Raw genomic sequence first — 26381 nt, 5'->3', positions numbered from 1 at the left:
TTCTAATAGTAACTGCCACGCCAGAATCCACTTCGTTCATTCACCGAGACGTCCGTCATGTCTTCACTGCTGCACAGTTATACCAATGGCCTGCTGGTGGCCGCCGGGCTGATCATGGCCATAGGCGCACAGAATGCCTTCGTGCTGGCGCAGGGCTTGCGCCGTGAGCATCACATCAGTGTGGCGCTGATCTGCATGAGCTGCGACGCGGTGCTGATTGTGGCGGGCATCTTCGGTTTGGCAGCCCTGCTGCAGAGTCATCCGCTGGCTATGGAGATCACCCGCTGGGCGGGTGTTGGCTTTCTCACGCTCTACGCGTTGCAGGCATTGCGCCGCGCTCTTTCCCCGCAAATCCTGAGCCTGGGCGATCAACCGCAGCGTTCGCACCGCGCAGTGCTGCTCAGCACCCTGGCGGTCACACTGCTGAATCCGCATGTCTATCTCGACACCATGGTGCTGATCGGTTCGGTGGGAGCACAACATGCCCTGCCGGCGGTCTTTGCGCTCGGAGCCGTCAGCGCTTCGGTACTCTGGTTCAGCGTTCTGGCGCTGGGCTCGGCCCGCCTGGCGCCATTGCTACGCCGCCCGATGACCTGGCGCTGCATCGATCTCACCGTTGCAGCGATGATGCTGGCGGTCGCCTGGTCGCTGGCCAGACCGGCATTGCAGACACTCTGAACGGCTATACCCCTATACTTGGTACGTGGATAGCCGCGCACTCAGGTGCTATCATCGGGGCTTCCCGATCGCGAGACGGGCAACGCCCCGTGGAGCCGATATCAGCTCCAGCACAAAAGAGGCGTAGCCAGGTTGCCAAGCGCAACGGCAGCAATCCTGGCGAACTGTAGGCCACCCATTCCGGTCACACAGTGAGAGCAGTATTCCGTTTCTGGACCTTGATACCTGAAGATGGAGATTAACCATGGCTTTTGAATTACCAGCACTCCCATACGAGAAAAATGCACTGGAGCCGCACATCTCTGCGGAAACTCTGGAATATCACTACGGCAAGCACCACAACACCTACGTTACCAACCTGAACAACATGGTTCCGGGTACCGAGTACGAAGGCAAAAGTCTGGTAGAAATCATCAAGACTTCCAGCGGCGGCGTATTCAACAACGCAGCGCAGGTTTGGAACCACACGTTCTACTGGAACTGCCTGGCGCCAAACGGCGGCGGCGAACCTACTGGCGAACTGGCTGAAGCCATCAACAAGGCTTTCGGTTCCTTCGATGCCTTCAAGGAAGAGTTCAGCAAAACCTCGATCGGCACCTTCGGTTCCGGTTGGGGCTGGTTGGTCAAGAAGGCGGACGGCTCACTGGCGCTGGCCAGCACCATCGGCGCCGGCAACCCCATCACCTCCGGCGACACTCCGTTGCTGACCTGTGATGTGTGGGAACATGCCTACTACATCGACTACCGCAATGCCCGTCCCAAGTACGTCGAGGCATTCTGGAACCTGGTCAACTGGGACTTTGTAGCGAAGAACTTCGCTGCCTGATCGCAGTAGCAATACCGCACAACACCCCGCCTCGGCGGGGTGTTGTGCGTTTATGAGTCTGAAAAAGTGATTTCACTTTGACGTCACAGGGCAGTTTGCCGATACTCGACAAAACGCCGCACGAAATTATTACTAACAACAAAGAGTGCGGGTGTTGCGCAGTCGAGCCTGGAGCTTGCATGATGAATTCAGCGCGCAACTTACTTATGACAGGAATAACAAGACTTTGAAGCTAGAGCGTCGGCACAGCCTTTCCATCAAACTCCTTCGTCTAGTGTTGTTGTGGGCACTGGTGGTTGGCGTGGTTCTCAGCTTGGGCCAGATCGCCTACGACCTGCGCAAGGAGCGCAAGCTGATCGATAGCAACGCCGAGCAGATCCTCGCCATGTCACAGGATCCCGCCACCCAGGCGGTTTACAGCCTCGATCGCGAAATGGCACTGCAAGTCATCGGTGGCCTTTTCGAGCATGAAGCGGTGCGCTATGCCGCCATCGGTCATCCGGACGAAAGTCAGTTGGCCAGCCGCGAACGTCCGCTGCAGGACTCGCCCTACCGCGCGCTTACCGACTGGTTGTTTGGTATCGAGCAGCAGTACAGCGTCGGTCTTTACGGGCGCGAGCCCTACAATGAATATTACGGCGACCTGCGCATAACCCTGGACACCGCGCCCTACGGCGACGACTTCCTGCAAAGCTCATTGATCATTCTGCTGTCTGGCGTATTACGCGCCATGGCCATGGCCTTTGCCCTCTATCTGCTCTATCACGTTCTGCTCACCAAACCCCTCGCTGGCATCATCGACCGCATCGCCGACATCAACCCTGACCACCCCGGCAAGATGCACATCCCCATGTTGCCAGGCCAGGAAAAGAACGAACTGGGCTTGTGGATCAGAAAGGCCAATGAGTTGCTGGAGTCGATCGAGCGCAACAGTAGCCGACGCCGCGAAGCCGAGGCCAATCTGCTGCACATGGCGCAGCACGATCACCTCACCGGCCTGCCCAACCGCAGCATGCTGCAGGAACAGCTCAGCCGTATTCTCGCCGACGCCGGGCGTCGGCAGCGAGGCGTTGCGGTGCTCTGTTGCGGGCTGGACGACTTCAAGGAAATCAACGAGCAGTTCAGCTACCAGTCCGGTGACAGCCTGCTGGTCACCGTCGCTGACCGTCTGCGTGCCAACAGCGGTCGGCTGGGCAGTCTGGCGCGTCTGGGTGGCGATCAGTTTGCCCTGGTGCAGACCGGCGTCGGCGAGCCCTACGAGGCCGCCGAACTCGCGCAGACCATCCTTGACGATCTGGGTCGCCCGTTTGATCTGGGCGAACATACCGTGAGTCTGCGGGCGACTATCGGCATCACGCTCTTCCCTGACGACGGCGACAACGCCGAAAAGCTGCTACAGAAAGCCGAACAGACCATGATGCTGGCCAAGGCCCGCTCCCGAAATCGCTATCAGTTCTATATCGCCAGCCTCGACAGCGAGATGCGTGTACGCCGGGAGCTCGACAAGGAGCTGCGTGGCGCGCTGGAGCGCAATGAATTCCATCTTACCTATCAGCCTCAGGTCAGCTACGAAACCCATGAAGTGGTGGGCGTAGAAGCCCTGCTGCGCTGGCAGCACCCCGAGCGCGGGCTGGTACCGCCGGACCTGTTCATCCCGTTGGCAGAGCAGAACGGCATCATCATCAGCATTGGCGAATGGGTTCTCGACCAGGCCTGCAAACAGCTACGCGCCTGGCATGATCAAGGCTTTGACGGGCTGCGCATGGCCGTGAATCTGTCCACTGTGCAACTGCATCACAGCGAGTTGTCTCGCGTGGTCACCAACCTCATGCAGCGCTATCAGTTGCCGGCGCACTGTCTGGAAATGGAAGTCACCGAGACCGGCCTGATGGAAGACATTGCCGCTGCGGCCAGTCATCTGAACAGTCTGAAAAAGGCCGGCGTGCTGATTGCCATTGACGACTTCGGCACAGGCTACTCCTCGCTCAGCTATCTGCGCGGCCTGCCGCTGGACAAGATCAAGATCGACAAGAGTTTCGTGCAGGACGTGCTGGTAGACGAAGACGACGCGACCATAGTTCGCGCCATCATCCAACTGGGCCGCAGCCTGAATATGGAAGTCATCGCCGAGGGCGTGGAATCGGCGGAACAGGAAGCCTATGTGATTGCCCAGGGCTGCAACGAAGGCCAGGGCTATTACTACAGCCGCCCGCTCACTGCAGCGGCCTTCGGCGACTGGATTCGGCAGTATCGAGCCAAACCAAGAATACCGCGCAACACCTCCGAGCTCAGCTGAGCGCCTCCAGTGCGTTCTTCAGGCCAGCCACAACCAGCAGGCCAGCAGCGCACTGCCGGCAAGGCCAAGCAGACTCCACCAACTGCCGGCACGCAGGCGCCGGCTGAGATCATCCTGATGATGGTCTGACAGCACAAAGGGCAATCCCCGTTGCGGTGGCTTGCGCAATCCATGGACCACCGGCGCCTGCCCTGCCACCCTCGCTTGCTGCGCTGCGGTTTTTTCTGCGGCGCGGCGGACCCGCTCCCATTCCTGCAAGTCAATCTTGCCATCGCCGTTGCGATCGAAGCGTGCCAGCAGATCCGGGTAGTCCGCCTTCCAGTTACTGATGACCTGTCGTGACATGGCGTTCAGATCTACCGCCTCGCGCCCGCCACCGCGGCTTTCGAACCAACCGATGGCGTACAGCGGCTCCTCGGCCACAAACCATTCTTCGGTGTAGCGATAGCGCTTGCGCAGCAAACTGCCAAGCAGTCCTTTGGAAACGGATGTTTCGGCGGGCCAACGCTGATTGCCCTCCCAGCGCCGTCGGTGCTTGGGATGTACCTCAGCGCCCAGCGGATTGATCCAGCAGGCACCCGTGGCATCGCGCAGCAGAAAGGGCCGTTCCGACACGCCCTGCTCCACGGTACGCCACTGGCTATCGCGGTCGGAATTGCCCTTGTGCTCCTCTACGCGGAAGCGATACCAAAGACAGGGACGCTTGGCCAGAGGCGAGAACAGCGGCTCGTAACCGCCGGCATCCAGCATGCCATTGAGTTCGACCAGACCCTGAGCGGCGGAGCGAATGCGTGAGGTCGGGGTATCTTCGATCCAGCGCGCGCGCCGCAGGCGCGTCAGCATCAGATAAAGGCAAACCAGCGCTGCCAGTGTGGCCAGGCCGGAGAACAGATAATAATGCGGCGGGGACAACCACATGACCCCGTGCACATCAATCATGAAAACAGAGCCCGCATGTTGACGTCGGCTTTCTCCTCGGCAGAGAACTGCAACAGATCAGCCGGCTTGAACGCAAACAACCGCGCCAGCAGCACTTCAGGGAACTGCTCGATGCGCACGTTGTTGATGTTTACCGCAGCGTTATACAACTCGCGCCTATCGGCAATACCGTTCTCCAGGCCGGTGATACGCTCCTGCAGGTGCTGGAAGGACTGACTGGCCTTGAGCTCGGGGTAGTTTTCCGCCAGCGCGAACAATTGCCCAAGACCGCTGCGCAGTGCCGTCTCGGCAACGCCGACGCCTTTCACGTCACTCTGCTGCCGAGCGCTGGCAACCGCGCCGCGGGCAGCGATAACGCGCTCCAGAGTCTCGCCTTCGTATTGCATGTACTGGCGGCAGGTTTCCACCAGCTTGGGCAGTTCTTCGTGACGCTGGCGCAGGAGCACATCGATGTTGGCCCAGGCCTGGCTAACGGCGTGCTTCACGCTGACCAACTGGTTGTACAGCATGATGGCGTAGATCAGTGCCACGGCCAGCACTACAAGAATAATCAGAGTCGTCAGTTCCATTGGTCAAATCCTTTGCTGTAGCACCAGCGAACGTGCGTTCTCTGGTCCGGGGTTATTCAGCCACACAGCGGCTGCCTGCCGATACTATAACGGCACACTGGGCCAAGTGGCATGGCTTTTTGAGCGCTGCAAAAAATTGCGGAAACCGCACTGAGAAGGACACTCAGGATAAAAAAAGCCACCGCCGGCGGCGGTGGCTTTCGCTACACAGTCGGGGAATTTATTGAAACAGCGATTCGCTGGACAGGCCGTGCTGTTCGAGGATGTCGCGCAGACGTTTGAGCGCTTCAACCTGAATCTGTCTGACTCGCTCCCGAGTCAGACCTATCTCTCTGCCCACTTCCTCCAGCGTGCTGCTCTCATGACCACGCAGCCCGAACCGCCGGGTAACCACTTCGCGCTGCTTCTCGGTCAACTCCGACAGCCAGCTGTCGATACTGGTGTTGAGATCATCATCCTGCAGCTTGTCGCAGGGGTCGCTGCCCTGATCGTCAGTCAGGGTATCGAGCAATGTCTTGTCCGAATCCGGCCCGAGTGACATGTCAACGGAGGCGACCCGTTCGTTGAGACCCAGCATGCGCTTGACCTCCGCTACCGGCTTGTCCAGCAGCAGGGCGATCTCTTCCGGGGAAGGCTCATGATCCAGCTTTTGCGTGAGCTCGCGGGCCGCCCGCAGGTAGATATTGAGCTCCTTGACCACATGAATCGGCAAGCGGATGGTCCGCGTCTGGTTCATGATGGCGCGCTCAATGGTTTGTCTGATCCACCAGGTGGCGTAGGTAGAGAAGCGGAAGCCGCGCTCTGGATCGAATTTTTCCACGGCGCGTATCAGACCCAGGTTACCCTCTTCGATCAAATCCAGCAGAGTAAGCCCACGATTGACATAGCGCCGCGCGATCTTGACGACCAGGCGCAGGTTACTCTCGATCATCCGCTTGCGCCCAGCCGGATCCCCTTTTTGCGCCAGGCGCGCAAAATGGACCTCTTCTTCAGGGGTCAGTAAGGGGGAAAAGCCGATTTCGTTGAGGTACAGCTGAGTAGCGTCCAGCTGCTTGGTGAATTCAAAAGCGTTCTCGCGTTTGTGATTGCGCGGGGTCGCTCTTTTAGCAGCAGTGATTGATGCAGGCATTGGTGTCTCCTCATCATCCTTGATACCGCGCTCGGTAAGCGCAGGTTGGTCCGTCATGGTCTGCCTTGGCTGTTTCTTATTCTTCACTGCCATATACATGCCCCATTCTCAGTCAAATCGCGGTAAGACACATTTCCCGAACCGCGTCTTGACTAGACAGGGCAAGTCGAGTTTGGTTCGTTCCGCTTTTTACACCGTTGCTATGTACTGTTCTTCGCTGCCAGCGTGCCCTCAAAGCATGACAATCATGTGGCAGTCACCACCACCTTAGCATCAAGATTTTGGCAAATACGCCAACGGGTCTACAGGTTGGCCTTTTCGTCTGATTTCAAAATGCAACTTGACCCTGTCGGTGCCGCTGCTGCCCATCTCTGCGATGCTTTGCCCCACCTTTACCTGCTCACCTTCCTTCACCAGCAGCCTGCTGTTGTGCGCGTACGCGCTAAGATAAGTCTCGTTATGCTTGACGATAATCATCTCGCCATAACCGATCAGACCACGCCCAGCGTAGACCACTACCCCGTCCGCAGCTGCCTTGACAGGCTCACCCAATTGCCCGGCAATATCAATCCCTTTATTCAAACTCCCGTTTGACTGAAACCGTGCCAGCAGCGTGCCGCGTGCGGGCCAGTTCCAGCCGGCTACCGTGGTCGGCAGACTGACCTGAGCGCTGGTGTTGGCCGGCGGACGAGACTGGGTCGCGGCAGGTCGCGGTGTGGTCGTGGTGGTGAGGCCAGGCTGAGGAGATGTCACGGGCCGGGAGACCACCGGGCTGGCGGGAGTAACCGCAGGCGCTGCCGCAGGGCGGGCAGCCGGTGGCGCTGCAGGCCTGGAACTGGCAACAGCAGGGCGCGAAGCGCGGCGGGAATTCAGACTGATGCGTTGGCCTGGGTAGATAGTGTAAGGCGCAGCCATATTGTTGTTGCTGGCCAAAGCCTTCCAGTCCCAGCCGTAGCGGAAGGCGATCTGGTACAGGGTCTCGCCACGTTGCACCGTGTGATAACCGTCCGTAACCACGTCTGCGCGCTGACCACCGCGGCCGCGCTCATCAATCGGAACTGTGCCAGACGGACCTGCGCAAGCAACCAGCAGCATAGCCAGCAGAGAGATACCAAGCTGTTTGATTTTCACACCCGCCTGTAGCCTGTAACGCACACACCACCCCAAATATCCAGGTTGGTTCCCGTTCTTACCCTACTGCAGCAGCGGTACCGGTGTCAGCCAGCCGTGCGCCGACCCCACCAGTCCAATAGCGACACTAATACCACGGCCAGGGCCATCAATGCCAATCCGGCCTGCCACAGCGACGGCTCTCCCATCACGCTCTGGTATTGCGCTGGCAACAGATTGCTCTGCAACAAGGGCACTGCTTCGCCATGACTGTCAGTACGCCAGGTAAGCGTCTGCTTCCAGGGCCATACCTTGTTCAACGAGCCGATCATCAGACCGGTAAGAAAGGCCAGAGTGATATTGCGCGCATGCGCCAGTAACCATCCCAGCAAACGCGAGAAACTGAGAATACCCACGAGGCACCCCAGCATGAAACAGCCGAGCAGAACCGCGTCGAAGCTTCTCACGGCTTGCAGCACACCGCTGTAGAGCCCCAGCAGCAGCAGAATGAAGCTGCCGGAGATACCCGGCAGTATCATGGCGCAGATGGCAATAGCGCCGCCAAAAAAGAGCGCAAGGGGGCTGGCGTTCAGCGCCAGCGGGGAAGCTACGGTTATCAGGTAGGCAAACACACCGCCCGCCACCAGAGCGGCAACTGTCCATATATTCCAGCGCACAATCTCGCGTCCCACCAGATAGACAGAAATCAGGATAAGCCCGAAAAAGAACGACCAGACCAATAGGCCGTACTCGGCCAGCAGATAGCTGATCAGCCGCGCCAGCGTGGCTATGCTGCAGACAATACCCGCCAGCAGGGTGAACAGAAATCCGCCGTCGATGGCCTTCCAGGTCTCACGCACTCGACCGCGTGCCAACCACAGCAACTTGTCGGGTGTACAGGCTGCTATGGCCGCCAACAGGCGATCGTAGATGCCGGAGATGAAGGCGATAGTACCGCCGGACACACCAGGAACCACGTCTGCAGCACCCATGGCGAGGCCACGCAAAAAGATCAGTATGTATTCCCGCACCTGCACCTTCCTCTGGAATCAGGATCGAATCGCGCCCGCCAGCAAAGGCACAAAGCGAACCGGTTCAACCTGCTGATATATGAATTCGTCGCCGTTGCGCACCACCAACATCAGATGCTGCTCATGCTCGCCCACCGGAATCACCATACGACCGCCATCGGCCAACTGACCCAGCAGTTCCTTTGGCACTTCTGCGGGCGCGGCGGTTACCAGAATGGCGTCGTAGGGCCCGTATTGCGGCCAGCCCCAGTTGCCATCGGCATGACGAAATACCACGTTGCGAATGTTGATATCCTTGAGCACCGCCTTGGCCCGCTCCTGCAGCGGATAGATACGCTCAACACTGAAGATGCGCTCCACTACCTGCGCCAGAATCGCGGTTTGGTAACCCGAACCGGTGCCCACTTCCATGACCTTGTCGAGCGGACCGCCGCCGAGCAGCAGCTCGGTCATGCGCGCCACTATGTAGGGCTGCGACAGCGTCTGGTTATGGCCGATGGGCAAGGCGGTATCTTCGTAGGCGCGGTGTGCCAAAGCTTCATCGACAAACAGGTGGCGCGGCGTGCGCCGGATGGCTTCGAGCACGTGCAGATTGCGGATGCCCTCTTCGAACAAGCGCTCGAGCAGGCGCTCTCGCGTGCGCTGAGAGGTCATGCCGATGCCGTTTTTATAGAGTTCGTCGCGCACCATGTTCAGTCCAGATTGCTCAACCAGCCTTGCAGATGATCGAAGACTTCGTAGTGCGTCTTGTCGACCCGCAAGGGCGTTACCGAAACATACCCCTGCATGACGGCGTGAAAGTCGGTCCCCTCGCCACCATCCTCGGCGTCGCCTGCTACCGAAATCCAGTAGCCTTCCTTGCCCCGTGGATCGGTCCACTTGATCGGCTTGGCCGCGCGTGAGCGATGCCCCAGGCGGGTCAGGCGAATACCCTTGATCTGCGCCAGCGGCAGGTTGGGGATATTCACACTCAGTATGGTGCGCGGTGGCAAATCAAGCTGGTCCTGCGCCGCGACCATCTGGCGGGCAATGGCCGCTGCCGTGGGCAGATTCTCCGTCTGCCGGCCAACCAGGGAAAAAGCCATTGCCGGCCGGGCCAGAAAACGGCCTTCCAATGCCGCTGCCACAGTACCCGAATAGAGCACATCGTCGCCCAGGTTGGCGCCCAGATTGATACCCGAGACCACCATGTCGACGCTGTCTTCGTAGAATGCATTGAGGCCCAGGTGCACGCAGTCGGTCGGCGTACCATTGAGGCCGACAAAACCGTTTTCATGGACAAAGGGGCGCAGCGGTCGATCAAGGCTCAGAGCACTACTGGCGCCGCTGCGATCTTCCTCCGGGGCGACCACAACGCAGTCGGCATAATCCGCCAGTGCACCGTGCAGGGCTTTGATACCCGGCGCCAGCACACCGTCGTCGTTGGCAATCAGAATACGCATCAGTTTTCGCTTTCTATCCCACCGCCAGCCTGGCTGACCAGCACTACCAGCTCGCGCAGTACCGCCGTCGCAAAGCAACCGGTGGGCAGGGTGAATTCAAGTTCAAGACAATCCGAGGACGGATAATGCCACGTCAGACCGGCAATGGGGAGGCGTAAAATGCGCCGTGCCTGTTCCAATCCTGCCGCCACCAACCACTGTGCCAGAAGTGCGTGCTGCGTTGCTACCGCCGTCTCCATTTCCGCCTGAGCACCACTGCTTGCCAGCGCGCCAGCCCCCCAGAGCGCGGCAGTTGGATGCAGATCCAGGCGTCCCACGCGGTCATCATCGGCGGCCAGCTCCGACGCCGGAAACTGGCTGCGGCTCTGGGTGAAGGCGAGGCAATCACCAGGCAATACCCGGTTCCAGCTGCCGTCGCTTACCCGCTCGGCCAGCATCTGATTGAACAGGTAACTGCGCGCGGTCGACAGCAACCGCGAGCGGGTACCGCGCGCTGGCGGGAGCGCTGCCCGCTGCGCCCAGCTGGTGGCAGCTTGCAGGTTGCCGCCAGCATGCCCAAAGCGCTGCGGGCCAAAGTAATTGGGCACGCCCTGCGCGGCCAGTTGCTGCAGACGCTCCTCAAGCGCAGTCGGATCGGCCTGCAGTTCGGTAAGGCGAATCAGAAAGCGGTTGGCGCTGTGCGCACCGCGCTGCAACTTGCGTTTATGGCGCTGCTGCTGCAGGCAGCTCAGGTTGTCGCCCCAGAGCGATGACAGATCCGGGTCGGCTTTGCCCGGTAGTTGCAGACTGAACCATTGACGGGTCACCGCTTGGCGATCCTTAAGGCCGGCGTAGCTGATGTTACGCAGCGAGACGCCACTGAGGCGCGCCAGCTTGCGCGCGACCTCTTCGGTATTCAATCCGCGCTTTTCCAGTAGTAACCACAGATGCTCACCCTCGCCGGAGAGCTCGATATCCAGCACCTCGGTGACGCGAAAATCTTCCGGCGCCGCCTTCAATACCGCTGCACCACAGGGCTCGCCCCAGGCAAGAGGCCCAAGCAGTTCGACGTCAGTCATGCGGCAGCAACAGAGCAACGGCGTGCACCGCAATGCCCTCTTCGCGGCCGGTAAAGCCGAGCTTTTCGGTGGTGGTGGCCTTGACGTTGACCTGGTCCAGCGCGATCTGGAGATCGGCCGCTATCAGTTTACGCATGGCCTCGATGTGCGGCGCCATCTTTGGCGCCTGGGCGATGATGGTGGCATCGACGTTGGCCACCTGCCACCCCTTGTTCCGCACCAGCGCAACCACATGCCGGAGCAGCACGCGACTGTCGGCACCGGCATAGGCGGCATCGGTATCCGGAAAGTGCTTGCCGATGTCACCCAGCGCCGCAGCGCCCAGCAAGGCATCGCTCAAGGCATGCAGCAACACGTCGCCATCGGAGTGCGCCAGCAGGCCGAAGCGATGCGCAATGCGCACCCCGCCCAGAGTAACGAAATCCCCCTCGGTAAAGCGGTGTACATCATAGCCGTGACCGATACGCATGCTGCCTTCCTGCCTGATTCAGTGTGCCGGCGATTCTACCGCCTTGGGCCATCAAGGGACAGATCGATGAGCCAAGGCACAGAACGCAACCCCCGACCCTGTCAGAGCAGACCCAGCGCCTTGGCGTGATGGCGCAGGTGATCGTCGATAAAGCTGGCGATGAAGAAGTAGCTGTGATCGTAGCCCGGTTGGCGGCGCAGGGTCAGTGGGTGGTCAAAAGCCTGCGCGGCGGCTTCCAGCGCCTCGGGTTGCAACTGCTCCACCAGGAAGTTGTCCGCCTCGCCCTGGTCCACCAGCAGCGGCAAACGCTCTTTGGCGTGCGCCATCAGCTCGCAGGCATCCCATTGCTTCCAGCTTTCCCGATCGTTGCCCAGGTAGTTGCCCAGCGCCTTGTGCCCCCAGGGGCAATCCAGCGGATGGCTGATAGGCGCAAAGGCGGATACCGAGCGATAGCGGCCGGGGTTGCGCAGCGCGCAGACCAGCGCGCCGTGGCCGCCCATGGAATGGCCGCTGATGCTGCGCTGATCGCTTACCGGAAAATGCTCCTCGATCAGCGCTGGCAACTCCTCCACCACATAGTCGTACATGCGATAGTGTTCGGACCACGGCAGTTGCGTGGCATTGACGTAAAAACCAGCGCCCAGGCCAAAGTCATAGGCCCCGGCCACATCGTCCGGCACGCCCTCACCGCGCGGGCTGGTGTCAGGCATCACCAACACCATACCCAGCTCGGCCGCCAACCGCTGCGCGCCGGCCTTCTGACTGAAGTTCTCATCGTTGCAGGTCAGGCCGGACAACCAGTAAAGCACCGGCAGCGGTTTGCCCTGATCCGCCTGCGGCGGCAAATAAATTCCGAACACCATATCGCAGCGCAGCGCGTTGGACTGGTGCCGGTAACGCTTCTGCCAACCGCCAAAGCACTTGTTGGCAGAAACCAGTTCAAGTATCGAATCCATCGTTAACTCCGGAGCAGCAACGGCGAGCTCGCCACCAGAACGTCATACGACCCTCTGGCTGGCACTAGCGTGTAGCTCGCCGCTTGCCGCTTGTTGCTGGGTTTCAGAAATGAATAACCGTACGAATGCTCTTGCCTTCGTGCATCAAATCGAACGCCTTGTTGATATCTTCCAGCCCCATGGTGTGGGTAATGAAGGTATCCAGTGGGATCTCGCCGGTCTGCGCCTTGGCAACATAGCCTGGCAGTTCGGTACGGCCCTTGACGCCACCAAAGGCGCTACCGCGCCAGACGCGACCGGTAACCAGTTGGAATGGACGGGTGCTGATTTCCTGCCCGGCACCGGCAACGCCAATGATGGTGGATTCGCCCCAGCCCTTGTGCGCGCATTCCAGTGCCGCGCGCATCAGTTGCACGTTGCCCACGCACTCGAAGGAATAGTCCACGCCGCCGTCGGTCATATCCACAATGACTTCCTGAATCGGCTTGTCATGATCCTTGGGATTGACGAAATCGGTGGCGCCCAGCTCGCGCGCGATATCGAATTTCGATGGATTGATGTCGATCGCAATGATGCGGCTCGCTTTGGCCATGGTGGCGCCAATGATAGCCGCCAGGCCGATACCCCCCAGACCAAAGATGGCCACGGTGGCGCCTTCGGTGACCTTGGCGGTGTTGAGTACCGCGCCAATACCTGTGGTCACGCCGCAGCCCAGCAGGCAGACTTTCTCCAGCGGCGCCTCCTTGGGAATCTTGGCCAGGGAAATCTCCGGCACCACGGTGTACTCGGAGAAGGTCGAGGTACCCATGTAGTGGTAGATCGGCTCCCCCTTGTAGGAAAAACGCGAGGTGCCATCGGGCATCACACCCTTGCCCTGAGTGGCGCGCACCGCCTGGCAGAGGTTGGTCTTGCCGGACGTGCAGAACTTGCAGGTGCGGCATTCTGCGGTGTACAGCGGAATCACGTGATCACCCACCTCCAGCGAGGTAACCCCCTCGCCCACCGCTTCAACAATGCCACCGCCCTCATGACCGAGAATGGCCGGGAAGATGCCCTCCGGATCGTCGCCCGACAGGGTGAAGGCATCGGTGTGGCAAACGCCGCTGGCGACAATGCGCACCAGCACTTCACCTTTCTGCGGCGGCGCGACGTCCACCTCAACGATTTCCAGCGGCTTGCCGGCAGCAAAGGCAACGGCGGCACGAGACTTGATCATGCGAACTCTCCTCACGGGGTTTTAGATGCCATGCAGTGTAGTAGAGGCGCCTTTTGTGGATAATAGCTCGCACAGCAAAACATTATTTCCATACAGGGATAATCAATGAGCCAATGGGAGGGTATCGACGAGTTTGTCAGCGTGGCAGAACTGGGCCACTTCGGCGCGGCGGCAGCGCGCCTGGGCGTTTCCTCTTCCCACGTCAGCCGCCAGATAGCGCGGCTGGAAGACCGCTTGCAGACTCGCCTGTTCTACCGCAGCACCCGCAAGGTCAGTCTGACCGAAGCTGGCCAGACTTTTCTGCAGCATTGTCAGCGGTTGCAGGACGCCCGCGATGAAGCCCTGCAAGCCATTACCGACCTGGGCAGCGAACCCAAGGGCCTGCTGCGCATGACCTGCGCGGTGGCCTACGGCGAGAGCTTCATCATGCCGCTGGTGGACGACTTCATGCAGCAGCATCCGCAGCTGCGGGTAGAAATGACCCTGACCAACCAGACACTGGATCTGTTGCACGGCAGTTATGATCTGGCCATCCGCCTGGGCCGTTTGCACGATTCCAGCCTGATAGCCACGCGCCTGGCGCCGCGCCACATGTATCTGTGCGCTTCTCCCGCCTACCTGGCGCACCACGGCGCCCCGCACAGCCTGTCCGAATTGCCGCGACACAACTGCCTGATCGGCAGCAGCGATCTGTGGAGTTTCCAACAACGCGGCAAGGAGATGCCGGTGCGAGTCCAGGGCAACTGGCGCTGCAATAGCGGCCAGGCAGTGCTTGAGGCCGCGTTGCGCGGCTTCGGTCTATGTCAGTTGCCTGATTACTATGTGCGCGAACACTTGCGCAGCGGCGCCCTGCGCGCCCTGCTGCCGCAGCATCAACCACCGCACACCGCCGTCTGGGCACTGTATCCGCAGCAAAGGCACCTTTCGCCCAAGGTGCGCCAACTGGTGGATTATCTGCGAGCGGGGCTGGCGCAACGGGTCGAGTACCGCGATCCGGATTAAGTCACCAGCCGCCAAACGCAGACCAGACGCAGAAAAGGGGGCCTGAGCCCCCCTTCATACCGCTTTGCTAACTGACGATCAGTTGTACTGCTGAGCGCGCTGGCGCAGTTCCGCGTCGGTCTGCATGCGCGAGGCAATCGCGTTATAGCTGGGGATGTCGAGCTCCTCATCCTGGATGGCCTCGACCATCTCTTTCTGCGCATCCATCTGCAGCTCCTGGGCTTCCTGCTGGTCGCCAGCGCTGCTCAATTCTTCGGTCAGATCCTGACGGATTTCGTTCACCTTTTTCTCGGCACTGACGAACTTCTCAAGGTCTGTCTCGCTCACTGGCGCAGCGGCCTGAGCAGCGCCCTGGGACTGGCCGTACTGCTGTTGAGTGGCACCATCCATCGATTGAGCTGATTGGGCCATGGCAACCGGCACACCGGCGGTCATGGTAGCCATGGTGGCAAGGGCAAGTGCGGCACTGAGTTTTTTCATGTTCATCGTAAGTATCTCCTTCGGTTGAACTCATCAAAGGTGTTACACAGAGCATGCCAACTCCGCGAAATAAAACTCAATCGACTGTTTTAAAAGCATATTTTTATTTTCACCCTTGGAAGTATGGATTCAGGCGCTTGAAAAACCTGCGGTTATCTGTATCTTTTTTAAACATGAGCAAAAAAGACCCGTTCAGATTTGGCACAGTAATCCAGCGTTGGGCGCCCTCGCGCCTCAGCGGCCTGCAACGCACCCTGTTGCTCTTTGTGGTGTTGCCCCTGTTGCTGCTGACCGCGCTGGGCATCCGCTTTGGTCTGGAGCAGGCGAGCCAGTTCCAGCAACAACGGCTGAAGAATGACCTGGAATTGATCGGCCGCGCCATCAGCATCCCTATCGGTACAGCACTGGGCGAGAATGATCGTCAGGCTATAGAGCTGGCGCTGGGTTCGGTCTTTGTACTCGGCGAAGTCTATGGCGCTTCGGTATTCGATGTGAACGGTGTGCGGCTGGCCTCGGCCGGGGTCACCGAGAGCGACCTGACGCGCACCGCGATCCCTGATCTGATCGTGTCCACCGGGGAAGCCCAGCAGGGGTTCAGCCAGGTGGGTGGTCGTCATCTGTTCTCGCATTTCATGCCGCTGTTCGATGTGGGCGGCAACATTCAAGGGCTGATCCAGATCAGTCGCCGCGCCAGCGATTTCGGCCGCGCGCTGGATCAGCTCACCATCATTGCCTGGGCAGCCTGGGCGCTGCTGGGGCTGACCATCATCTGCGCCGTTATGCTCGGCCACTATGGCGGGGTCGGCCGGCATGTCGACAAGTTGCTCGCACATATGCAACAGGTGGCTCAGGGAGACCATTCACACCGCGCCGCCCAGGAAGGTCCGACCGAGGTTGCCGCCCTGGCCGAAGGCCTGAACCGAATGCTCGACAGCATTGAGCAGGCGCGCCGCGAGGTGGATGAACATCGCGCGGCAGAGACTGCCCTGCTCGCCCAACTGAAAGACAACGAAAAAATGGCCGCTATTGGCGGCATGGCCCGCGGCGTGGCGCATGAACTGGGCGCCCCTCTGAGCGTTATCGACGGGCGTGCTCGCCGGCTGCAACGCAGCAGCGGCGAAGATTCGCCCCAGCAACGGGAGTTCAGCGCCATTCGCGCCCAGGTGGCGCGCTTGACCAGCACGGTCAAGCAGCTGCTTGATTACAGTCGTCCGGCGGCAGCCACACTGCGGCGAACCGACCCGGTGCAGTTGACCGACAGCGCGCTGGATGCGATCAAACCGGAGTTCGAGCAAACCGACATTCAATTGCATAACCACTATCAGCCGAAGCTGCCGGCCCTGTATGGCGACCCCGCCAGGCTTGAGCTGGCGCTGCTCAACCTTTTGCGCAATGCCCTGCAAGCGGCCCGCAGCAAGGTGCAGATAACACTCGAAAGCGATAGCGAGCACCTGTTCATCAGCGTCAGCGATGACGGCCCCGGCTTGCCGGAAGAAAATCTGCAGCGCCTGACCGAGCCCTTCTATACCACCAAGGCGCCGGGCGAAGGAACCGGCCTGGGTCTGGCCATAGTACAGACCGTGGTCGAGGAACATGGCGGCACGCTGACGCTCGGCAACCAGGCTACAGGCGGCGGCTGCGCACGCCTGCAACTGCCGACACACAGGGGAGCAGACGCATGACGCACACTGAACATCTGCTGCTGGTCGAAGACGACAGCGGTCTGCGTGAACTACTTCAAGAAGAGCTGGAAGCTGAGGGCTACCAAGTCACCGCCTGCAGCAGTGCCGAAGAAGCCCTGACGCCCTTGCAACAGGCCGAGATCGATTTGCTGATCAGCGACCTGCGCCTGCCCGGCGCCGATGGCCTCAGTCTGCTCCCGCCAGCTCAAGCTCTTTCGCCGGCCCCGGCGGTACTGATCATTACCGCCTTCGGCTCGGTGCAGCAGGCGGTCAATGCGCTGCAGAACGGAGCTGACGACTTTCTCACCAAACCCTTGGAGATCGACCACTTTCTGCTGACGGTCAAGCGTCTGCTGGAAAACCGTCGGCTACGCCGCGAAGTGCAGCGCTACCGCTCGATCATGGCGGTAGAGCAGTTCCACGGCATCATCGGTCAGAGCAGCGGCATGCGCCGCCTGTTTCAACATATCCGCCAGATGGCCAGCGCCGATGGCCCGGTATTGATCCAGGGCGAAAGCGGCACAGGCAAGGAGCTGGTGGCCCGCGCGGTACACGAAGAGAGCGTGCGCGCCGGCAAGCCTTATATGGTGGTCAACTGCGGCGGCATTCCGGCGGAGTTGATGGAGAGCGAGTTTTTCGGCCACGCCGCCGGTGCCTACACGGGCGCCCGCAAGGCACGCGCCGGACTGTTTCAGCAGGCCGAGGGCGGCACGCTGATGCTGGACGAGATCGGCGAGATGCCGCTTGCCCTGCAGGCCAAACTGCTGCGCGCGCTGCAGGACGGCCATGTGCGTCCGGTAGGTAGTGACCACGAGATTCAACTGGACGTGCGCGTGATCGCGGCCACCAACCGTAACCTGGCCGAGTGTGTCGAACAGGGCAGCTTCCGTGAGGACCTGTTCTACCGGCTGGAAACCTTCACGCTGGAGGTTCCGCCCCTGCGCGAGCGCAGCGACGACATTGGTTATCTCGCCGACTTCTTTCTCGCGCGTTTCAATGCCCGCCAGCAACGCCAGCTCAAGGGCTTCACCGATGCCGCGCTGCAAGCGCTGCTGCACTATCCTTTTCCCGGCAATGTGCGCGAGCTGCAGAACGCGGTGGAGCGCGCCGCCACCTTCACGCAGGGCGCATTGATCGAGTTGCCTAATCTACCCGAGCGCATGCAGGCGGCCAGCAGCGACCCGGCGGGCAACTCGCCTGGCGGTCCGTTGCCCAGCCTTGGCCCAGGCCAGCCATTGGAGCAGTTGCCCAGCCTGGAAAGCGTCCAGCGCCGCTACATCCATCAAGTGCTCGACGCAACCGGCGGCAACAAGCGCAAGGCTGCGGATATTCTGGGCATCACCCGGCGCACCCTTTACCGCTGGATCGAGTAATACGGAGCATGCACGCCGGGCTGGCACTGCGGTAAGCTAGCCCGTCGCCCTTCTTGCCAGGAGAAACCAGTGTCACGCGTGTTACGGCTCAATACATTGCTCGACCGCAGCTTTCAGCCAGGCGCAACCAGGCTCGCCGCCATGCGCGCAGAACTGGGTCGGCTCGATGCTCTGTGCAAAACGCTGGGGGTTCGCGAACTGAGCAGCTTTATCGACACCACCGCCGTTGAACTGCAGCAGGCGGTCGAGCTGATCGACCAGGAGCCGAGAGACGTCGGAGCGGCAGAAGCCGACCCGGAGACGGGTTTGATCTATGGTATTGAAGACATGAGCTGGCAGCCGATTGCAGCCGGTATGACCAGCCTGGAAGCACTGGAACAGCATCTGCAACGCGAGCTCCAGACCAACAGCCCAACACCGCTGGTACAAGAGCTCGCCTATTGCATCCAGACACTGGCCCCGATGGAAGCGGAGGGCGCCCAGTTCCATCTCGCCCTGACCCCGGACTGACATAAACTGCCGCCTAGGAATCCAGCAGCCCCCACTCGTGCAACTGCGCGATGCAGGCAGGCACATCCACTTCATCCATCTGTTCAGCGCCAAGAAAGCGTCTAGCGTATTCCAGGTGCACGCCGCTGCTAAGGAACAGGGCCAGCAGGCGCGCGTCCAGGTGCTGATCACGCGCCATGAACAACATGATGCGCACCGACTCCGATAGCTTCTTGGCCTCCTTGTACGGCCGGTCTGCGGCGGTCAAGGCCTCAAACACATCGGCGATCGCCAGCACTCTATCTTCCACCGTCAACTGCTCGCCCTTGAGCCGCCGCGGATAACCGGTGCCGTCCAGCCGCTCGTGGTGGGTAGCCGCCAACTGCGGCACCTGCGCCAGCGCCTTGGGGAACGGCAAGGTCGACAGCATGATCAGCGTCTGCACTATGTGCTCATTGATCTTGAAACGCTCCTCCGGCGTCAGCGTACCGCGACTGATCGACAGGTTGTACAACTCGCCCAGATTGCTGCTGTGCGCCGGCAGAACCATATCAAAACCCCAGCGGTTGCCCGGATCGTCAGCCGCCACCGGCGGCTTGCGCTCACCCCAGGCAACCAGGTGCTCAGGTCGGTCCATCAGCAACTGCTCTTCGACGGGCAAGGCTGCGGCAGGTACGCCGATCAGTTGCTGCTGCTCATCACCGGAGAGCCCCAGGCGATTGTCGAAATGGCGCAACCAGGTCTGTTTGCCAATCGCCTGCAGCCGCTCTATATCTTCCTGCGCCATGAACTCGCCGCCGGTATTGGCCTGCGCGACCAGGGCGAACTCTTCGCATAGGCGCGCCTGCTCGGCGCCACGGGTGCGCTGCAGCGCCGCCTCATTCTCGCCGGCGGCGCGCCCCTGCCAGTAACGAATGTCGGCTTCGCGCCATAGCACTTCAAAACGCGTGCGAATTTCATGAATACGGTTGTACAGGGTTTCCAGCTTGGTCGCTTTATCGACTACATACTCGGGGCTGGTGATCTTGCCGCAGTCGTGTAGCCACGCAGCAGTACGGAAGGCGTAGCGCTGCTCCTCGGTCAATTGAAAGCTGGCGAAGGGGCCTTCAGCTGCCTGCTGGGCCTGCTCCAGCAGCATTTCCGCCAGCTGCGGCACACGATCGCAATGGCCGCCGGTGTAGGGCGACTTGGCATCAATGGCCGCCGCCAGCAGGCGAATGATCGATTCCAGCAGCAGTTGCTGGTCAGCAAACAGCTGGCGCGTTTCTATCGCTACCGCCAGGGTCCCCGCCAGGCTGCCCAGAAAACCGCGCAGACTGCGCAGCGACTCACTCGGCAGCAGCGGCGAGACCTCCACCACCAGCACACCCAGCAACACCTCCTGACGATCAAGCAGCGCCAGGGTGAGGTAACGATGGTCATCGTCCAATTGGCTTGCCAGGCTGCGCGCCGGGTCTGCACGCAGGGCGTCGTTCAACGGCAGCTTGAGCGGGTAATGCGCCGCACGTGCCTCGCTGGCGCAATGCAGCTCGCCCGCGTCCTCATCACAGAGGTATACGGCGCCACCCCGCCCGCCGGCAATCGCAATCAGTTGCTCCAGCACCACATCCAGCATGTGCTCAAGACGGGTTTCCTGGCTGAGACTCAGAGTAATGGTCTGAAAACGATCAATGGCCTTGGCCATGCGCGCGGTCATCTTGCTCAGGTCATTGACCTCACGAATACGTGAGCGCACGCCAATCGGCGTACTGAAATCGAAATCGGCAAGCTGTTCCACCTGATCGCCCAGGGATTTCAGCGGTTGCCCGATCCGGTGCCCCAGCGCCCAGCCAATCAGCAGCAGCACACCCGCCAGAGCGAACGCCAGCCGCGCCTGATCACGCAGACTGTCGCGCACGCCCGCCAACAGCTCATCTGCCGGCATGGCAATCAGAATATTGCCTGGGCTGTTGCCGATCCTGCCCAGGGGCAGATTCAGGACATACCACTGCTGCCCGCCGAGCTCCAGAAAATGCGGCTCGCGGGTACCGTCAGCGATTTTCTGTACCGCCTCCAGCACCGGCACATTCAGCTCTGGCAAGGTGGCCAGCTGCATCCCCTCGCCGTTTTCGCTGACAATCCGCTGCAGGTCGGTGTAGGCAATCACCTTGTTTCCGGCGCCCACCAGGGCGATCTCGGTGCTGGGAGTAAGGCGCAGGTCGCTCACCTCGCTGCCCAGATCCTGCAGGGAGGCATCCAGGCCGAAGACCACCCCCGCTGCCTTCTGCCGCGCCATGGTTATGCCAACATCCCGGTTGGTAAAGAACACGTAAGGCTCGGTCAGCACCACGTCGGACGCCGCGACCGCCCGCTGGTACCAGGGTCGCGTGCGCGGATCAAAACGGTAATCGCTGACCGCCACTTCGCCCAGCGCTGCGCCCTGGCTGTCATAGGCCAGCCAACGCCCCTGCACGTCCACACCCTCCGCGCGCTCCACCGATTGCACCAGATAAGCCGCTTGCCTGGGTAGTTGGCGGCCGCCAGGCAGCATATTTGACGAGACGCGGCGCAGCAGAAAGAAGTCGCCATTCGGGTAGCCGGCATAGACCGCGCTGAGGGTCAGATTGCTACGCAGTGTCTCGATCAGCACCGGCAGCCGCCGCAGGCGCTGCTCCAGTGTCTGCGCTTCAGCCAGGGGGTCGTGATTGAGAATACGCAGTGCGCTTTCCGCCGGCCCCAGCAAGCGCTCCGAACGCTCATTCAGCAAGACACCCAACTGCTGGGCGGCGTCATTGGCCGCCGCGATCAGCAGCGTGCGTGAGCCCCGATACCCCTGCCAGACGGTCAAGCTGGCCATGGCCAGCAAACAGACCACCATCGACCACGCGATCAACCACTGCAGGCTGAAACCCGCCTTCGCCTTCCCCATCGTGAAAGTAGCTCCTTGCCGACGGCTGAGGTCCGTTTGGCTTGAGCATAGTTCAATCAGCACAAACGCGAGAAACCGCAATGGCGGCCCATCGACCAAGCGGATGGTGTTCACTTCGGCTGATGAATAGCAGCAGTGCGAAGCAAGCCAAACCGCGGCGCTTTTGCCATAGTGGTGGACAGCAAAACAAAGGAACAGACGCAATGGATCAGATTGAACACCAGCTTGTGGCAACCAACGGCATAGAGCTCAGCCTCTACATCAGCGGGCCGCGCAACGGGCGGCCGGTCTGGCTGCTGCATGGATTCCCCGAGTGCTGGTATTCCTGGCGGCATCAGATCAAGGCGTTGGCTGCACAGGGCTACCGTGTATTTGCGCCCGAAATGCGCGGCTATGGCGCCAGCAGTGCCCCACCAGAGGTTGACCAATACGATCTGATTACCCTGTGCGGCGATATCCAGGGAGCCATGAACCATTTTGCTCACGAGCAGGTGGCAATGATCGGCCACGACTGGGGTGCGCCGGTGGCCTGGCATCTGGCCCTACTGGAGCCGGCGCGCGTGAAAGCTGTGTGCGGCATGTCGGTGCCCTTTGGCGGGCGGCCGCGCCAGCCAGCGATCCAGATGATGCGCGAAGCCTACAAGGACCGCTTCCATTACATTGTCTACTTTCAACAGCCGGGCCTGGCCGAGGCGGAAATGGCTGCCGATATTCCCCGTACCATGCGGCTGATGATGCATGGCCTTTCCAGTGCCGAGGGCGACAACGCCCTGGTGCAGGACAAGCCCGCCGATGCAAATTGGCTGGGAGACTATAGCGACCCCGGCAAGCCACCGGCATGGTGCTCCGAAGAGGCCTTTGCGGTGTATGTAAAGACGTTCGAGCAAAGCGGCTTCCGTGGCCCCATCAACTGGTACCGCAATTTTGAACGCAGCTGGGAGCGCACCGCGCCGCTGGCCGGCAAGCAGATCGAACAGCCGGCGCTGTTCCTGATCGGTGACCGCGATCCGGTGGGCACGCTGGAAGCCTACACTATCAAGAAGATGCCCAGCGTGGTGCCCAGGGTTCAGCAGCAGGTCATTGCCGACTGTGGTCACTGGATTCAGGCCGAGAAGCCGGACGAGGTGAACGCCCAGCTGCTACCCTTTCTGGCCAGCCACTTTCCCGCTGGCTAAACATCGATTGGCAACAGGAGAGAAGCAATGTCGCTATGCGATCTGACCGGCAAGCGCATCCTACTGACCCAGGCTGATGCCTTCATGGGCCCGGCGCTGCGGCAGACCCTGCAAGACTGTGGCGCCGACGTGATAGCCGACAACCGCGACTTCCTCGATCCCAAGGCACCCGGCGTGCTGCTCAAGGAAGTGGGTGAGATAGATGTGCTCCTGCTGAATCTCGGCGTACCCGCACCCAGCACGCCGGCCGCCCAGGTGGAGGACGATGAATGGGGCCTGCTGTTCCGCCACATGGTTGATCCGCTGCCACGCTTTGCCCGCGCCGCCTTGCCCGGCATGCTTGAACGCCAGCGCGGCAAGATCCTGTTGATGGGTAGCGCCTCGGCGCTGCGCGGCATGAAGCGTGCCTCCAGCTACAGCGCCGCACGTGGCGCCCAGCTAGCCTGGGTTCAAGCGGTGGGCGCCGAGGTCGCGGGCAAGGGGGTGCAGGTCAATGCCATCGCCCAGAATTTTGTCGACAACCCGACCTATTTCCCGGCCGAGATCCAGGCCAACCCGGCATTTCAAGCGCGCCTGCAGCGTGAAGTGCCACTCGGCCGACTGGTTTCCGCCGAGGAAGATGCCAGCTTCGCCGCCTACCTGTGTACGGATGCGGCCAATTGCTTTGTCGGTCAGATATTCCCTGTTTGCGGTGGCTGGAGCCACTGACAATCTCCCTGTTCAGGAACAGTTCCATGCCCCACACTGACACACTTATCACCATCGAATCCCGCTTCCGCGGCCCGCCCAACAGCGGCAACGGCGGCTATGTCTGCGGCCTGCTGGCAAAGGCGATGGGGGAACCCTGCCAAGTCACTCTGCATGCCCCGCCTCCGCTGGATACGCCGCTGCAACTGCGGGTGACTGACGCCGGCGCAGAGCTGCGCCTGGGCGAACAATTATTGGGCAGCGCCAAGGCGTATGAGCTGGAGATGACTCCTCCTCCGGCGCTGGACACCGCAACTGCCCAGGCCGCCCAGGCGCAGTTCAAGGGATTTGAGCAACACAATCTGCCCTGCTGTTTCGTGTGCGGGACCAACCGGGAGCCGCTGGACGGCCTGCGCATCTTTGCCGGCCCAACCGGACTGGGCGAGGAGCAGGTCGCTGCGCTCTGGACACCGGACGAGACGCTGGCGGAAGCCGACGGCATGGTAGCCAGCGAATATCTCTGGGCGGCGCTTGATTGCCCCGGCTACTTCGCTGTACGCGATCAGGCGGGCATGGCCCTGCTGGGACGCTTTGCCGCCCACATCGAACACCCAGTGCCTGTGGGTGAGCAGTTGGTGGTGCGCGGCTGGGCTCTGCGTCATGAGGGGCGCAAGCATTTTGCCGGTACCGCCCTCTACAATCGCCAGGGCCAGGCTGTGGCCTGGGCCGAGGCGACCTGGATCAGTCTGCAGACCGCCGCAGCCTGAAACTATTCGGCATTGAGATACGAAGAACGGGTCAACCCCAACCGCAGCGCATCCACAAAGCGGGTGCGCTCGGCCGGGCTAAGCTTGGCGCCGGCAACCTTGTCGCGGTAACGGGTAACCAGCTCATCCGGTGCGAAGTGCACGTAACGCAGCATGTCTTCGATGGTGTCGTGGGTTTCTATGCCGCCGTGTACCACCTTGCCATCCGGGCGCAGATAGACGTTGACTGAATCGGTATCGCCGAAGAGGTTGTGCATATCGCCGAGAATTTCCTGGTAGGCGCCGACCAGGAAGATGCCCAGCAGGTAGTCTTCGCCTTCACGCAGTTCATGCACTGGCAGGCTGTTCTCGATGCTCTGCTCATCTACATAGTGGCGAATCTTGCCGTCGGAGTCGCAGGTCAGGTCCTGCAGTACGGCGCGGCGCAGGGGCTCTTCTTCCAGGCGATCCAGCGGAACGATCGGCAAGACCTGATCGATCGCCCAGGTGTCGGGCAGGCTCTGGAACACCGAAAAATTGCAGATGTACTTGTCGGCCATCTTGTCGTTCAGCTCGTCCAGCACCTGGCGGTGGGAGCGCTGACGCGCCTTCAGCAGCGTATGCAGCCGATTGCACAGGGCAAAGTAGCATTGTTCGGCCAGCGCCTTCTGCGACAGTGTCAGCTTGCCCTCGGCGTACTGCGCCGCCACATCGGCCATGTAGTGGGTGGCGCGCCAATAGGTTTCGGTGACCATCTCGACGTCGTGTTGATCCTGCAGGCCCACCAGGTTGCGCACCACTTGCGGCAGCTCGTCCAGATCATCAATCTGCGGCATCACATCGTTGTAGCGCTCCACGTCGGTCACCTGTACCACCAGCACCGCGTGATGCGCGCTCATGGCGCGGCCGCTTTCAGAGAAGATATGCGGATGCGGCAGGCCCTGCTCATCGCAGAAATCCTTGAGCATGCCGACCACCGTCTGCGCATACTCGGTCACGTCGTAGTTGATCGAGCTGGCATTGCGCGAATGGGTACCGTCGTAATCCACGCCCAGCCCGCCACCCACGTCGATATGATCCACCGGCAGGCCGAGCGCGCGCAGTTCGCCAAAGTAACGAATGGCCTCGCGAAAGCCATGCTGATAATCCGCCAGATTGGCAATCTGCGAGCCCATATGAAAGTGCAGCAGGCGCACGCCGTCCTGCAGGCCGGCAGTGGTGAAGGCATCGACCACTCGCAGCAGCTGCGCAGCGGAGAGACCGAACTTGGATTTCTCGCCACCGGTATCGGCCCACTTGCTCGATGCCAGCGAAGACAGGCGTACGCGTAGACCCACCTGCGGGGTCAGCCCCAGCTTCTCGGCCTCCTCGATCACCAGCCGCACTTCGGACTCTTTCTCGATGACGATAAAGACCTTGTGGCCCAGCTTCTGCCCGATCAACGCCAGATGAATGAACTCGCGGTCCTTGTAGCCGTTGCAAACGATGGTGCCACCCTTGGGCGCCAGCGCCAGCACCGCCATCAGCTCGGGCTTGGAGCCGGCTTCAAGCCCGATGGAGACATTTTCGGTGGCGATAATGTTCTCGACCACGGTCTCCTGCTGATTGACCTTGATCGGATACAGCGCCGTGTAGCCGCTTTCATAATCCAGCGCCGCAATGCTGTGATCGAACGCGCCCGTGAGCTGCTTGACGCGCGACTGCAGAATATCCGGGAAGCGCACCAGCAGGGGCAGGTCCAGGCCACTATCACGCAGTTGCCCCACCAGCTCATGCAGATCGATGCTGCCGGCTCCCTCACCCCGGGGCATAACCTCGACGTGACCGGCGTCACTGACATTGAAGTAACCCGCACCCCAGTGCCGAATACCGTAGACACTGCGGCTGTCTGCCACCGTCCAGGCTGATGCATCTTCCTTGCGTGAACGCCGTACTGGGCCCATGACCACCTCGCTAACCTGATGATTGATGCCGCCAATGTGATACGCCGCTGGGCAAAGAGTTCATTTGCCGCAGCCCCGCAATGGCCTGATGGCAACAGGATAAAGCAAAAGCCTAGACGGCGCCCGGTCATGCCCTGCACATGGAGCGGCATTTGCACTCTGGATAAACCTTGGCTT

The 26381-nt window shown here is 60.9% G+C and carries 24 protein-coding genes; 10 read left to right on the top strand and 14 right to left on the bottom strand.

The window, feature by feature from the left end; genetic code table 11:
- Positions 1–57 precede the first annotated feature (57 nt).
- From V7756_RS12620 to V7756_RS12610, 3 genes are all read left to right on the top strand, one after another.
- On the top strand, positions 58–678 hold the full coding sequence (locus V7756_RS12620) for a LysE/ArgO family amino acid transporter (RefSeq protein ID WP_335610538.1): 621 nt from the start codon (positions 58–60) through the stop codon (positions 676–678).
- A gap of 244 nt (positions 679–922) precedes the next feature.
- Positions 923–1504 carry a superoxide dismutase [Fe] gene (gene sodB / locus V7756_RS12615; protein ID WP_335610537.1) on the top strand — a complete coding sequence of 194 codons (582 nt, stop codon included), beginning with the start codon at positions 923–925 and terminating at the stop codon, positions 1502–1504.
- A 226-nt stretch (positions 1505–1730) separates the two neighbouring features.
- A complete protein-coding gene (locus tag V7756_RS12610) occupies positions 1731–3800 on the top strand; it encodes a putative bifunctional diguanylate cyclase/phosphodiesterase (protein WP_335610536.1) in 2070 nt (689 codons plus the stop codon).
- Between the two features lie 18 nt (positions 3801–3818).
- Here V7756_RS12610 and V7756_RS12605 read toward each other — a convergent pair whose 3' ends face one another.
- The 11 genes from V7756_RS12605 to V7756_RS12555 all read right to left on the bottom strand — a co-directional run bounded on the left by V7756_RS12605 (position 3819) and on the right by V7756_RS12555 (position 13719).
- The gene (locus V7756_RS12605) at positions 3819–4739 is read right to left on the bottom strand and encodes a GIDE domain-containing protein (RefSeq protein WP_335610535.1); all 921 of its coding nucleotides are present in this window, start codon (positions 4737–4739) and stop codon (positions 3819–3821) included.
- Positions 4736–5308 (bottom strand): LemA family protein, encoded by a 573-nt coding sequence (locus tag V7756_RS12600; RefSeq protein WP_335610534.1) that lies wholly within the window; start codon positions 5306–5308, stop codon positions 4736–4738. Before V7756_RS12600 ends, V7756_RS12605 begins: the two co-directional genes overlap by 4 nt.
- 220 nt (positions 5309–5528) lie before the next feature.
- The gene (gene rpoS / locus V7756_RS12595; protein WP_442908998.1) at positions 5529–6437 is read right to left on the bottom strand and encodes an RNA polymerase sigma factor RpoS; all 909 of its coding nucleotides are present in this window, start codon (positions 6435–6437) and stop codon (positions 5529–5531) included.
- Positions 6438–6710: 273 nt separating this feature from the next.
- On the bottom strand, positions 6711–7532 hold the full coding sequence (locus V7756_RS12590) for a peptidoglycan DD-metalloendopeptidase family protein (protein WP_335610596.1): 822 nt from the start codon (positions 7530–7532) through the stop codon (positions 6711–6713).
- Positions 7533–7654: 122 nt separating this feature from the next.
- Positions 7655–8578 (bottom strand): DUF368 domain-containing protein, encoded by a 924-nt coding sequence (locus V7756_RS12585; RefSeq protein ID WP_335610532.1) that lies wholly within the window; start codon positions 8576–8578, stop codon positions 7655–7657.
- Positions 8579–8596: 18 nt separating this feature from the next.
- Complete coding sequence (locus tag V7756_RS12580) at positions 8597–9268, bottom strand: protein-L-isoaspartate(D-aspartate) O-methyltransferase (RefSeq protein ID WP_335610531.1); 672 nt, start codon at positions 9266–9268, stop codon at positions 8597–8599.
- Positions 9269–9270: 2 nt separating this feature from the next.
- Positions 9271–10020: a 5'/3'-nucleotidase SurE gene (gene surE, locus V7756_RS12575; protein ID WP_335610530.1), complete on the bottom strand. Its 750-nt coding sequence runs from the start codon at positions 10018–10020 to the stop codon at positions 9271–9273.
- Complete coding sequence (gene truD / locus V7756_RS12570; RefSeq protein WP_335610529.1) at positions 10020–11078, bottom strand: tRNA pseudouridine(13) synthase TruD; 1059 nt, start codon at positions 11076–11078, stop codon at positions 10020–10022. Before truD ends, surE begins: the two co-directional genes overlap by 1 nt.
- A complete protein-coding gene (gene ispF, locus V7756_RS12565) occupies positions 11071–11547 on the bottom strand; it encodes a 2-C-methyl-D-erythritol 2,4-cyclodiphosphate synthase (protein ID WP_335610528.1) in 477 nt (158 codons plus the stop codon). The genes truD and ispF overlap by 8 nt, the downstream gene beginning before the upstream one ends.
- 101 nt (positions 11548–11648) lie before the next feature.
- Positions 11649–12503, bottom strand: a complete 855-nt coding sequence (fghA, locus tag V7756_RS12560; RefSeq protein ID WP_335610527.1) for an S-formylglutathione hydrolase — start codon at positions 12501–12503, stop codon at positions 11649–11651.
- 103 nt (positions 12504–12606) lie between these two features.
- Entirely contained in the window at positions 12607–13719 is a 1113-nt protein-coding gene (locus V7756_RS12555; RefSeq protein WP_335610526.1) for an S-(hydroxymethyl)glutathione dehydrogenase/class III alcohol dehydrogenase, read from the bottom strand.
- Positions 13720–13824: 105 nt separating this feature from the next.
- On the opposite strand from V7756_RS12555, the gene V7756_RS12550 reads away from it, so the two are divergent.
- Positions 13825–14721, top strand: a complete 897-nt coding sequence (locus tag V7756_RS12550; RefSeq protein WP_335610525.1) for a LysR substrate-binding domain-containing protein — start codon at positions 13825–13827, stop codon at positions 14719–14721.
- A gap of 78 nt (positions 14722–14799) precedes the next feature.
- Here the strand turns inward: V7756_RS12550 and V7756_RS12545 are convergent, their stop codons facing one another.
- Positions 14800–15207, bottom strand: coding sequence for a DUF4168 domain-containing protein (locus V7756_RS12545; protein WP_335610524.1), 408 nt, complete (start codon positions 15205–15207; stop codon positions 14800–14802).
- Between the two features lie 167 nt (positions 15208–15374).
- Here V7756_RS12545 and V7756_RS12540 point away from each other — a divergent pair, with 167 nt between their 5' ends.
- From V7756_RS12540 to V7756_RS12530, 3 genes are all read left to right on the top strand, one after another.
- Positions 15375–16883, top strand: a complete 1509-nt coding sequence (locus tag V7756_RS12540; RefSeq protein ID WP_335610523.1) for a sensor histidine kinase — start codon at positions 15375–15377, stop codon at positions 16881–16883.
- Positions 16880–18256: a sigma-54-dependent transcriptional regulator gene (locus V7756_RS12535; RefSeq protein WP_335610522.1), complete on the top strand. Its 1377-nt coding sequence runs from the start codon at positions 16880–16882 to the stop codon at positions 18254–18256. The genes V7756_RS12540 and V7756_RS12535 overlap by 4 nt, the downstream gene beginning before the upstream one ends.
- 69 nt (positions 18257–18325) lie before the next feature.
- On the top strand, positions 18326–18766 hold the full coding sequence (locus V7756_RS12530; RefSeq protein WP_335610521.1) for a hypothetical protein: 441 nt from the start codon (positions 18326–18328) through the stop codon (positions 18764–18766).
- A 13-nt stretch (positions 18767–18779) separates the two neighbouring features.
- Here V7756_RS12530 and V7756_RS12525 read toward each other — a convergent pair whose 3' ends face one another.
- Positions 18780–21653: an HD domain-containing phosphohydrolase gene (locus V7756_RS12525; RefSeq protein WP_335610520.1), complete on the bottom strand. Its 2874-nt coding sequence runs from the start codon at positions 21651–21653 to the stop codon at positions 18780–18782.
- A 203-nt stretch (positions 21654–21856) separates the two neighbouring features.
- On the opposite strand from V7756_RS12525, the gene V7756_RS12520 reads away from it, so the two are divergent.
- The 3 genes from V7756_RS12520 to V7756_RS12510 are packed head-to-tail and all read left to right on the top strand — an operon-like array spanning position 21857 to position 24282.
- Positions 21857–22828, top strand: a complete 972-nt coding sequence (locus tag V7756_RS12520; RefSeq protein ID WP_335610519.1) for an alpha/beta fold hydrolase — start codon at positions 21857–21859, stop codon at positions 22826–22828.
- 27 nt (positions 22829–22855) lie between these two features.
- The gene (locus V7756_RS12515) at positions 22856–23536 is read left to right on the top strand and encodes an SDR family NAD(P)-dependent oxidoreductase (protein WP_335610518.1); all 681 of its coding nucleotides are present in this window, start codon (positions 22856–22858) and stop codon (positions 23534–23536) included.
- 26 nt (positions 23537–23562) lie between these two features.
- Positions 23563–24282 carry a hypothetical protein gene (locus tag V7756_RS12510; RefSeq protein WP_335610517.1) on the top strand — a complete coding sequence of 240 codons (720 nt, stop codon included), beginning with the start codon at positions 23563–23565 and terminating at the stop codon, positions 24280–24282.
- A 2-nt stretch (positions 24283–24284) separates the two neighbouring features.
- Here the strand turns inward: V7756_RS12510 and speA are convergent, their stop codons facing one another.
- Positions 24285–26204, bottom strand: a complete 1920-nt coding sequence (speA, locus tag V7756_RS12505; protein ID WP_335610516.1) for an arginine decarboxylase — start codon at positions 26202–26204, stop codon at positions 24285–24287.
- Positions 26205–26381: the final 177 nt, after the last annotated feature.

This window comes from Halopseudomonas sp., assembly GCF_036961105.1.
In the GTDB taxonomy this organism is placed as follows: Bacteria; Pseudomonadota; Gammaproteobacteria; order Pseudomonadales; family Pseudomonadaceae; genus Halopseudomonas.
The sequence above is the reverse complement of the archived record's forward strand: the minus strand, read 5'-3'. Positions and strand labels throughout refer to the sequence as shown.

What these genes read in the sequence shown, in the direction of transcription:
- V7756_RS12620 (WP_335610538.1), top strand. Translation starts at nt 58, where the DNA reads ATGTCTTCACTGCTGCACAGTTATACCAATGGCCTGCTGGTGGCCGCC.
- sodB (WP_335610537.1), top strand. Translation starts at nt 923, where the DNA reads ATGGCTTTTGAATTACCAGCACTCCCATACGAGAAAAATGCACTGGAG.
- V7756_RS12605 (WP_335610535.1), bottom strand. Translation starts at nt 4,739, where the DNA reads ATGATTGATGTGCACGGGGTCATGTGGTTGTCCCCGCCGCATTATTAT.
- V7756_RS12600 (WP_335610534.1), bottom strand. Translation starts at nt 5,308, where the DNA reads ATGGAACTGACGACTCTGATTATTCTTGTAGTGCTGGCCGTGGCACTG.
- rpoS (WP_442908998.1), bottom strand. Translation starts at nt 6,437, where the DNA reads ATGCCTGCATCAATCACTGCTGCTAAAAGAGCGACCCCGCGCAATCAC.
- V7756_RS12590 (WP_335610596.1), bottom strand. Translation starts at nt 7,532, where the DNA reads ATGCTGCTGGTTGCTTGCGCAGGTCCGTCTGGCACAGTTCCGATTGAT.
- V7756_RS12580 (WP_335610531.1), bottom strand. Translation starts at nt 9,268, where the DNA reads ATGGTGCGCGACGAACTCTATAAAAACGGCATCGGCATGACCTCTCAG.
- surE (WP_335610530.1), bottom strand. Translation starts at nt 10,020, where the DNA reads ATGCGTATTCTGATTGCCAACGACGACGGTGTGCTGGCGCCGGGTATC.
- truD (WP_335610529.1), bottom strand. Translation starts at nt 11,078, where the DNA reads ATGACTGACGTCGAACTGCTTGGGCCTCTTGCCTGGGGCGAGCCCTGT.
- ispF (WP_335610528.1), bottom strand. Translation starts at nt 11,547, where the DNA reads ATGCGTATCGGTCACGGCTATGATGTACACCGCTTTACCGAGGGGGAT.
- fghA (WP_335610527.1), bottom strand. Translation starts at nt 12,503, where the DNA reads ATGGATTCGATACTTGAACTGGTTTCTGCCAACAAGTGCTTTGGCGGT.
- V7756_RS12555 (WP_335610526.1), bottom strand. Translation starts at nt 13,719, where the DNA reads ATGATCAAGTCTCGTGCCGCCGTTGCCTTTGCTGCCGGCAAGCCGCTG.
- V7756_RS12550 (WP_335610525.1), top strand. Translation starts at nt 13,825, where the DNA reads ATGAGCCAATGGGAGGGTATCGACGAGTTTGTCAGCGTGGCAGAACTG.
- V7756_RS12545 (WP_335610524.1), bottom strand. Translation starts at nt 15,207, where the DNA reads ATGAACATGAAAAAACTCAGTGCCGCACTTGCCCTTGCCACCATGGCT.
- V7756_RS12540 (WP_335610523.1), top strand. Translation starts at nt 15,375, where the DNA reads ATGAGCAAAAAAGACCCGTTCAGATTTGGCACAGTAATCCAGCGTTGG.
- V7756_RS12535 (WP_335610522.1), top strand. Translation starts at nt 16,880, where the DNA reads ATGACGCACACTGAACATCTGCTGCTGGTCGAAGACGACAGCGGTCTG.
- V7756_RS12525 (WP_335610520.1), bottom strand. Translation starts at nt 21,653, where the DNA reads ATGGGGAAGGCGAAGGCGGGTTTCAGCCTGCAGTGGTTGATCGCGTGG.
- V7756_RS12520 (WP_335610519.1), top strand. Translation starts at nt 21,857, where the DNA reads ATGGATCAGATTGAACACCAGCTTGTGGCAACCAACGGCATAGAGCTC.
- V7756_RS12515 (WP_335610518.1), top strand. Translation starts at nt 22,856, where the DNA reads ATGTCGCTATGCGATCTGACCGGCAAGCGCATCCTACTGACCCAGGCT.
- V7756_RS12510 (WP_335610517.1), top strand. Translation starts at nt 23,563, where the DNA reads ATGCCCCACACTGACACACTTATCACCATCGAATCCCGCTTCCGCGGC.
- speA (WP_335610516.1), bottom strand. Translation starts at nt 26,204, where the DNA reads ATGGGCCCAGTACGGCGTTCACGCAAGGAAGATGCATCAGCCTGGACG.